Annotated in this window: 2 protein-coding genes; both read right to left on the bottom strand. The window is 32.0% G+C overall.

The window, feature by feature from the left end; all coding sequences use genetic code 11:
* Positions 1-196 precede the first annotated feature (196 nt).
* Positions 197-334, bottom strand: a complete 138-nt coding sequence (locus F6K22_RS39850; protein WP_293110590.1) for a hypothetical protein — start codon at positions 332-334, stop codon at positions 197-199.
* A 1,129-nt stretch (positions 335-1,463) separates the two neighbouring features.
* Positions 1,464-1,881, bottom strand: a 418-nt coding sequence (locus F6K22_RS39845; protein ID WP_293110588.1) for a transglutaminase-like domain-containing protein, incomplete at its 5' end; no start/stop codon positions are given.

Below are 1,881 nucleotides of genomic sequence, written 5' to 3'. Positions count from 1 at the left end.
TGTAATTAATTTTTCCTCGGTACTGATAATATTTCTCAGATTAATAATATACAGTATTTTTCTCTCTTCAGTGATTCTCTATTTATCTTTTTTCTGTATTAACTGAAAGTCTCAAAAAGGCGATAACTTAGATTATCGCCTTGACCAACAACAGATAAATGAACTACTCTAATAATTAATAGAGAAAAAATAATCTTCAACGACTAGTTTTATCCCTTTGTTGACGTCTGCGATCGCGCCACTCAGATGCTGTTAAATATATAATTCCGACCGTCACAATTAACATTAATCCTGATGCTGCTATCGCCATGATGTTTATTGCTGTAAATTCCACAATTCCTCCTGATATTCTAGGTTTAATATTTCTAATTTTACCAGCAAAAAAATACTTATAGCATTTTGCAAAAATAATGTTACAAATAGGTAATTCATTAATGGATAATCGATAATGGATAATTACTTCTAGTTAAAACCGTACGGGAATTAAATATAAGGAAATATCCAATCTACCAAGAGAAAAGAAAAAAATTATTTTTAACCAATCCTATCTGTTTTTAATAAGAGGTAATTATTAATTATTAATTGTTAATTATTAATTATTGAAGGGCATCTTGCCCGCTAGTATTGTACCTGACTCAGTTATCAGTTATTGGTTATTAGTTATTAAAGGAAAAGGTTTTTTGAACAGTAATTATATGAACATGCTCTTATACCAATTTTAAAAAAAAATGTTACGAATAATAAGGGCAATAAAAAGAATTTATAGGAGATATCCATTCGACTAAAATATCGGTTATCAACTAAGAAATGGTATTGAAGCTATTCCCATAGTACTCCTGAGGACTGACTCCTAAAAAATCCCCTACATATTTGTAGCAAACATTTATCAATCTGGTATTATACCAATTCCCAAAAGTATTGCTATACTTAGGTCTGACTTTAGTTATTAACTAATCAACACAATGTCAATCACTTTTTTCCTAAAAATAACCCAGTTAATGTTTATTATTCTTATGTTTATTTCTCCCCACACGGACCACACTCCCCACACGGACCACACTTCCCTACCCGATCAGGTATAGCATTATTTTTGAGAAATGGTATTATATCAATTCCCCAAAATAAAGCCAAACCTTGCTAAACACTTCAGTTATTAAGTAACAAGTAAGATTCAGGAATATTTTTAATGATTATAGACAAAGATAACAATTCTAAATTGGTTGTGATAATTTTGATAATAGTTAATTTGAACTGAAAATATTGAAAATTCTAACTCAGTCTTCCTGACTCCTGTAGAGGCGAATGGCCATTCGCCCCTACCACCAAAATATTACAACTGTGCAGAAGATTGCTAGAGCCAAAATATCTTATTCCTAATCATCCTACTCCCTACTCTCAAGAAAAAGAATTATTTGGAGACAAAAAATCTAATAAATAATTCTTCTTCCTTCTTGCTTCTCCAACTAAAGTGCAGGTAGTTCTTCTAAAATTGTAAATCTGACATGATTAATTGCCAAATTACCAATTGAAACTTCTTCCTTATTAACAGGAACTCCTTGATTTTTCATCATTTCAAACTTAATTCCTTTACCAATTTCTACATGATACCAAGCCAACCCCATAAAAAACCTTAACGGATAAGGACCACCTTCCTGTAAATCATCAGGGTTTGACTCCATCGGCACCCAACCAAAACCAGGTAGATAAAATTCTAACCATACATGATTAAATTCTGGTTCTAAAGGCACACCCTTTCTATCAGCAAAAGCCGGACATTTATAGCGACCTACTGTACGACAAGCAATACCATTTAATCGTGCCAAAGCTAACAGTAATCCTACATATTCTCCACAAGAACCAATACCTCTTTCCAACACAATA

Origin of the sequence: Okeania sp. SIO2F4 (genome assembly GCF_010672385.1) — a bacterium.
Taxonomy (GTDB): Bacteria; Cyanobacteriota; Cyanobacteriia; order Cyanobacteriales; family Microcoleaceae; genus Trichodesmium.
This window is presented reverse-complemented; position numbering and strand designations above follow the sequence as displayed.